The sequence below is a fragment of the Kribbia dieselivorans NBRC 106261 genome, assembly GCF_001552435.1.
In the GTDB taxonomy this organism is placed as follows: Bacteria; Actinomycetota; Actinomycetes; order Actinomycetales; family Dermatophilaceae; genus Kribbia; species Kribbia dieselivorans.
The window spans coordinates 1-6,136 of the sequence record NZ_BCRE01000231.1 but is presented as its reverse complement, the minus strand read 5'-3'; the positions used below and the strand labels follow the sequence as shown (position 1 = coordinate 6,136).

Sequence of the window (6,136 nt, the reverse complement as noted above, 5' to 3'; positions counted from 1 at the left end):
GACCCGCGGCGACCGCACGGCGCTCCGGGTATCGCACCCGCACGACCCGGCCGAGGTGCAGGCCCACGCCGCGGCCGACGTCGTGGCGCGCGGCGGGAGCGTGGCCGGTTGGTCCTTCGGGTCGGTGGCGACCACCGCGCCGGTCCATCGCGAGGAGACCGCCAAACCGGCCGAGAAGAAGGACGACAAGGAGAAGTACACCGAGGCGGCCGGCAAGGTGGTTGAGGCCGCGCTAGAAACGGACGCGGGCAAGAAGGTCAAGGAACTCGTCCTGGCTGACCCACTGATCAAGACGACGACGAAGTTCTTCACGACCCCGTTGGGGATCGGCACGGGCGCGCTGCTGGCGGGCGGAGCGCTGACCGGCTTGGCCGCGGCGAAGCAACCGTTGCCCCTCCCACTGCCCGCGGTGCCGCTCGGCGGCATCCACCCGGCGCTGGCCGGTGTCTCGGCGCAGGTGAAGATCGACGGTCCGCTCAATGCTCCGACGTTCGTCGGCCTGACCCTGACGTTCGGGGGCGGAGCGTCGTCGAGCGCGATGGGCAAGGAGGGCTCGGTTCAGCGGGAGCCGGCCGGTTCGGAGAGTGACTCCGCGGGGGTCGGTGAGTTCGACACCGCAAGCGTGGCGACTGCGCAGGCCAGCCCCGGCCGGGCGCTCGACCCATCGGTGCGTCGACGGATGGAGGGGCGGTTCGGTCAGGACTTCTCCGCAGTACGCCTGCACGATGACGCGGCCGGCCAGGCGGCGGCGCTGGGTGTGCGCGCCCGCGCGTGGACCCTCGGCCAGCACGTCGGTTTCGCGCCGGGGGAGTACCGCCCCGGCTCGCCCGAGGGCGACCACCTGTTGGCACACGAGCTGGCGCATGTTGTCCAGCAGGGCGGGGCCGGTCGGCGATCGGCCATTGCGCCGGTGCTGCACCGGCAGGCGGCCGGCACGGGCGCCACACCGACGCAGGCTCCCGGAGCTGAACGGGACGAGCGCTTCAATGTCGGGCGAGGCGGCCACCTCATGGACGCCGTGCTCGACCGCAGGATCAACTGGCTGACCGCCGTGATGAAGGTCCGGTTCAACTTCGTCAACACACCCCAGGCCTGGCCCTCACCGGCCGCGCAGACGCAGTGGCAGCACGACTTCGTCGAGAAGGTCACCGATCGCTGGAGTTTCAAGCACTTCCTCGTGCCCGAGGGAGCCGGCCCACAGGCACCCCGGACGGTCGTGCGCGTGCAGGTGCGTCCGGTCTCGTCGGGACAGCACTACACGGCCAACGTCGGGTACACGACGTCGTTCGCCACGAGTTCGGTCAACCGTGGGGCCAAGACGGCCACGCTCGACGCGCTCGACACCACGGTCAGGTCGGACATCGATCAGACCCCGGTCGAGCACGAGTTCGGTCACATGCTCGGCTTGGGGCACATCGCCGGGGACACCAACGACGCGGCGTCCTACGGCGTCACCGCCACCGAGAAGGCTGACATCCTCGGAACGGGTTCGTACGTCAGCCCCCGGGACTACCAGGTCTTCGCCGAGCTCATGCCGTACTTCACCGGCCAGAATCACCGCGTCGTTCCGGCCTCCTTCATCCCGACCACGGGCGGCGCGACGCCATGATCTCCCCGCGTCTCGTCAAGGGCGGCATCGTGCAGGTGGACCCGGTGACCGGGGCCATGGCCCGCACCATCGCGCTCCAGTACAACCCGGACACCCTGACCCGCACCCTGAAGGTGCAGGGCTCCGGCGACACCGGTGACCGCTCCCAGGCGCTGCGGCTGACGGGGCCGGCGGTCGAGACGCTTAAACTCGAGGCCGAGATCGACGCGACCGACCGGCTCGAGTTCCCCGACCAGAACCCCGCCGCCACGCAGTCGGGCATCCACGCACAACTCGCCGCCCTCGAGACCCTGATCCAACCCACGACCGACCAGATGACGGCCAACCACGCGCTGGCCGGGGCCGGCGTCCTCGAGGTCCTGCCGATGCAGGCACCGCTGACCGTCTTCGTCTGGGGCAAGGGCCGGGTCGTGCCGGTGCGGATCACCGACCTGTCCATCACCGAGGAGGCGTTCGACACCCACCTCAACCCCATCCGGGCCCGAGTCACCCTGGGCATGCGCGTCCTGTCCGTCGACGACCTCGGCTTCGACCATCGCGGCGGAGCGCTGCACCTGGGCTACCTGCGCGGGCGCGAGTCGCTCGCGCGGGGCGCCGGGTCACCGCCGCTCTCCCAACTCGGAATCGAGGGCGTGTGATGACCGACCCACTGGCCGCCCTGCTCGCCGCGGGTGCCGTGCCGACGACGTCGCTGCCGGCGACCTCCCGGTACGCCGACGTCGGCACGTCGACCTACACACCCGCCACCTCCCCCGGCGAGGAGCCGGTCCCCATCGCCTTCCTGCGCCGCCGGCTCGTGCCACCGCCGGAGCGGTTCGCCACGGTGAGTGAGCACGCCTGCACCGAGGGTGACCGCCGAGACCTCCTCGCGGCCCGCTACCTCGGCGACCCCCAACTGTGGTGGCGGATCGCCGACGCCAACGGGATCCTCGACCCCGCCGGGATGACGGAGCCGCCCGGCCGGCGACTGCGGATCACCCTGGGCCCCGACCTCCCCGGAGCCTCCCATGCCTAGCGCCCTGGCCCCGCCCCCGGTCCGGGTACACCTGTTCACCGGCCCGGCCGTGCCGATCCCCGCTCCGCCGTTCGTGCTCGACGCGATCGAGGAGATCACGGTCGAGAGCGGATCGGGTGACAGTCAGAGCGGCTTCGACCTGAGGCTGAAGGTGCCGAAGAAGTCCCCGCTCGAGACGTTCTTCCTGCTGGCCTCGGGCGCCAACGTGCCGCTCCTGCGCGTCGTCATCGCGGTGAGCCTGGCCGGGACGACCGAGGTGCTCATGGATGGGGTCATGACCCACCACGAGTTCTCCCCGGGCAGCGACGGCGGCACCCTGCGCGTCCGGGGCAAGGACCTCACCGCCGTCATGGACCTCGTGCCCCTCGACGGCCTGCCCTACCCCGCGCTGCCCCCGGCCGGTCGAGCCCTCGTCTCGCTGGCGAAGTACGCCGCGCTGGGGTGCGTGCCGCTGGTCATCCCGAGCCTGCTCGAGGACGTCCCGTTGCCGACCGACCGGATTCCGCGACACCAAGGCACCGACTACGCCTACGTCAAGGCCCTCGCGGCGTCGGTCGGGCATGTCTTCTACATCGACCCCGGCCCGGTGCCCGGGGTGAGCAAGGCCTATTGGGGCCCGGAGATTCGAGTGGGCGCGGCGCAGCCGGCACTCAACTTCGGTCTCGACGCGGCGCACGACAACGTCACCTCCCTGAGCTTCTCGTTCGACAAGGAGAGCAAGGAGATGCCGATCGTCACCATCCAGGAGCCCTTCAGCAAGGTGCCGCTGACGCTGCCGATCCCCGACGTCACCCCGCTGACCCCGCCCCTCGGGGCTGTGCCGCCGCTGCCGCCCAAATTCACCAACCTGCGCGACACCGCCCACCTCAACCCGCTCGCGGCGGTGATGACCGGTATCGCCCACGCGGCCGAGCACGGCGACTCGGTCTTCGCCCACGGCCAACTCGACGTCGCCCGCTATGGCCGGGTACTGCGCTCCCGCCAGCTCGTCGGCGTACGCGGAGCCGGCCTGGTCTACAACGGCCTCTACTACGTGACCCGGGTGACGCACCAGATCAAGCGCGGCTCGTACACGCAGTCGTTCACTCTGGCCCGCAACGCCCTGATCTCGACGACCCCGGTGGTGTCGACATGAGCCCGACCGAGCAGTCCAACCAGCCTGAGCGGTTCTACGGCAAGTACCGCGGCCTGTGCATCCAGAACGTCGACCCGATGCAGCAGGGGCGGATCCTCGTGGAGGTCCCGGCCGTCTCCGGCGCGCTGCCCTCGTCCTGGGCCATGCCGTGCTTCCCGGTCACCGGCGTGCAGAACGGGGTGTTCACCGTCCCGCCGATCGGCGCCGGGGTGTGGGTGGAGTTCGAGCGAGGCGACCCCGACCACCCGATCTGGGTCGGTGGCTACTACAGCCCGGCCGATGTCCCGGCCGCCGCGCGACTCGTGCCACCCGGCGTCTCCGGCTGGACCTTCCAGACCACCCTGCAGAACAGCATCACCATCAGCGACACCCCCGGGCCGACCGGCGGGATCCTGCTCAAGACCACGACCGGCGCGATGATCTCGGTCAGCGACGTCGGCATCACCATCAGCAACGGCAAGGGCGCCACCATCGTCATGACCGGACCCTCGGTGACGATCAACGCCGGCGCCCTGACGGTGATCTGAGGGAGGCACCCATGCCCGGACCGATCGTTCACCTCGGCGCCACCATCCTGTGCGGGCACGCCGGGCAGGCCACCCCGACGACACCCTTCGCCCGCGTCCTCGTCGGCGGTCAACCGGTCGTGACGGTCGCGACGCCCTACGTCATCGCCGGCTGCGCCCTGACCGGCACCGGCTCGCCGCCGTGCGCGACCGGGCAGTGGCTCGTCGGAGCGACCCGCGTGCTCGCCGGGGGAGTGCCGGTGGCGATCCAATCCGGCACCTCGACATGCGTCCCGACGGGCACGCCGATGATGCCCGTCGTCGTCCAACCGAGGGTGGTGGCGACATGACGATCGACTTCCCGTGGCACCTCGACGGCACCGGGCGCACGGCGTCGACCACGGCGGACGACCACGTGCGCGACCTCATCGAGCAGGTGCTCCTCACCTCTCCGGGGGAGCGGGTCATGCGCCCCGACTTCGGCGCCGGACTGCTGGCCATGGTCTTCGAGCCGGGCGGGCAGGCGGCCGCCGCGACGGCGCAGTACCTCGTGCAGGGCGCGCTGGAGCGCACGCTCGGGGAGGTCATCGCGGTGGAGTCGGTCGACGTCGCGGCCGAGGGCATGGGCAGTGCCGCACCGGCGCCGGAGGGGGCGCTCGTCGTCACCGTCGTCTACCAGGTCCGCCGCACCGGCGCCCGCGAGACCGCGACCTTCACGACCCCGGGCGGAGGTGCGTGATGCGCTACCCGTGCACCCGCCGGCGCAGGCTGACGGCCGTGGCCCAGGCCGGGCTGCTCAACGGCATCGAGTACCTCGAGGTGCACGACACCGAGGAGCCCGTCCAGGCCCTGCGCCAGCGCACCCTGTTCGTCCGGCTGCTGCTGCCACCGACGCTCGACGCCGCGAACCACGTCACCGGTCTGGCCGTGGTCATCGAGGGCGGCGAGCGCATCACCGGGATCGGCGTGGAGTGGCTGGCCCGCGGCGACCACCTGCCCCCCGGCACTCCTGCGGCGCTCGTGGCCGGACTCGATGACCTCGACCGGCTGCTCGTCGTGCGCACCGATGCCCGCGGCGACTTCTCGCCCTACCGGCTGCGGATCGTGGCCGGGCCCGGCACGAGCGCCCCACCCGCGGACGTCGACCCGCTGCTGGCCGAGGTGGAGTTCTCCTTCAAGGTCGAGTGCCCCAGCGACTTCGACTGCGCGCCGGTGGACGACTGCCCTCCCGAGCCGCACACCGCTCCGGCGATCGACTACCTCGCCAAGGACTACCAGGGCTTCCGGCGGCTGATGCTCGAGCGGATGGCTCTGCTGGCGCCGGAGTGGACCGAGCGGAACCCGGCCGATGACGGGGTCGCGCTCGTCGAGATGCTCGCCTACGTCGCCGACGAGCTCTCCTACCGGCAGGATGCCGTGACGACCGAGGCGTACCTCGGCACGGCCCGCAGCCGGGTGTCGCTGCGACGCCACGCCCGGCTGGTCGACTACCGGATCGGCGAGGGCTGCAGTGCGCGGGCCTGGGTGCAGGTGCGGGTCGACTCCGCCGGCATCGTGCTGCCGGCGGGGACCCGGCTCATCACCCGTGTGCCCGGGCTGGAGCCGCGCATCGTGCCGGACTCCCCGGCCGACCGGACCTCGCGGGAGGCGCGCCCGACGGTGTTCGAGACCAGCGCTGCGGCGACCCTCGACGTCGACCTCAACGACCTGCGGTTCTACACCTGGGGTGAGCTCGGCTGCTGCCTGCCGCGCGGGGCGACCGCCGCGACGCTGCGCGGCCACCACCCGACGCTGCACCCCGGTGACGTCCTCGTCCTGGGCGAGCAGGTGTCGCCGACCACCCGTCGCGCGGAGGACGCCGACCCGAGCCA

8 protein-coding genes are annotated in these 6,136 nt (G+C 71.7%); all 8 read left to right on the top strand.

Annotated features, from left to right (window positions below; translation table 11 throughout):
- A partial coding sequence (locus KD1_RS15040) for an eCIS core domain-containing protein (RefSeq protein ID WP_157073398.1) occupies positions 1-1,609 on the top strand: 1,609 nt, incomplete at its 5' end.
- Positions 1,606-2,247 carry a hypothetical protein gene (locus KD1_RS15035; RefSeq protein WP_068403272.1) on the top strand — a complete coding sequence of 214 codons (642 nt, stop codon included), beginning with the start codon at positions 1,606-1,608 and terminating at the stop codon, positions 2,245-2,247. The genes KD1_RS15040 and KD1_RS15035, both read left to right, overlap by 4 nt.
- Positions 2,247-2,624 carry a hypothetical protein gene (locus KD1_RS15030; RefSeq protein ID WP_068403274.1) on the top strand — a complete coding sequence of 126 codons (378 nt, stop codon included), beginning with the start codon at positions 2,247-2,249 and terminating at the stop codon, positions 2,622-2,624. Before KD1_RS15035 ends, KD1_RS15030 begins: the two co-directional genes overlap by 1 nt.
- Positions 2,617-3,759, top strand: coding sequence for a hypothetical protein (locus KD1_RS15025; protein ID WP_068403270.1), 1,143 nt, complete (start codon positions 2,617-2,619; stop codon positions 3,757-3,759). The genes KD1_RS15030 and KD1_RS15025 overlap by 8 nt, the downstream gene beginning before the upstream one ends.
- On the top strand, positions 3,756-4,286 hold the full coding sequence (locus tag KD1_RS15020; protein ID WP_068403268.1) for a phage baseplate assembly protein V: 531 nt from the start codon (positions 3,756-3,758) through the stop codon (positions 4,284-4,286). The genes KD1_RS15025 and KD1_RS15020 overlap by 4 nt, the downstream gene beginning before the upstream one ends.
- Before the next feature lie 11 nt (positions 4,287-4,297).
- Positions 4,298-4,615 carry a hypothetical protein gene (locus KD1_RS15015; protein WP_068403266.1) on the top strand — a complete coding sequence of 106 codons (318 nt, stop codon included), beginning with the start codon at positions 4,298-4,300 and terminating at the stop codon, positions 4,613-4,615.
- Complete coding sequence (locus KD1_RS15010) at positions 4,612-5,004, top strand: GPW/gp25 family protein (RefSeq protein WP_068403264.1); 393 nt, start codon at positions 4,612-4,614, stop codon at positions 5,002-5,004. Before KD1_RS15015 ends, KD1_RS15010 begins: the two co-directional genes overlap by 4 nt.
- Positions 5,004-6,136, top strand: a 1,133-nt coding sequence (locus tag KD1_RS15005; RefSeq protein WP_217995907.1) for a hypothetical protein, incomplete at its 3' end; no start/stop codon positions are given. The genes KD1_RS15010 and KD1_RS15005, both read left to right, overlap by 1 nt.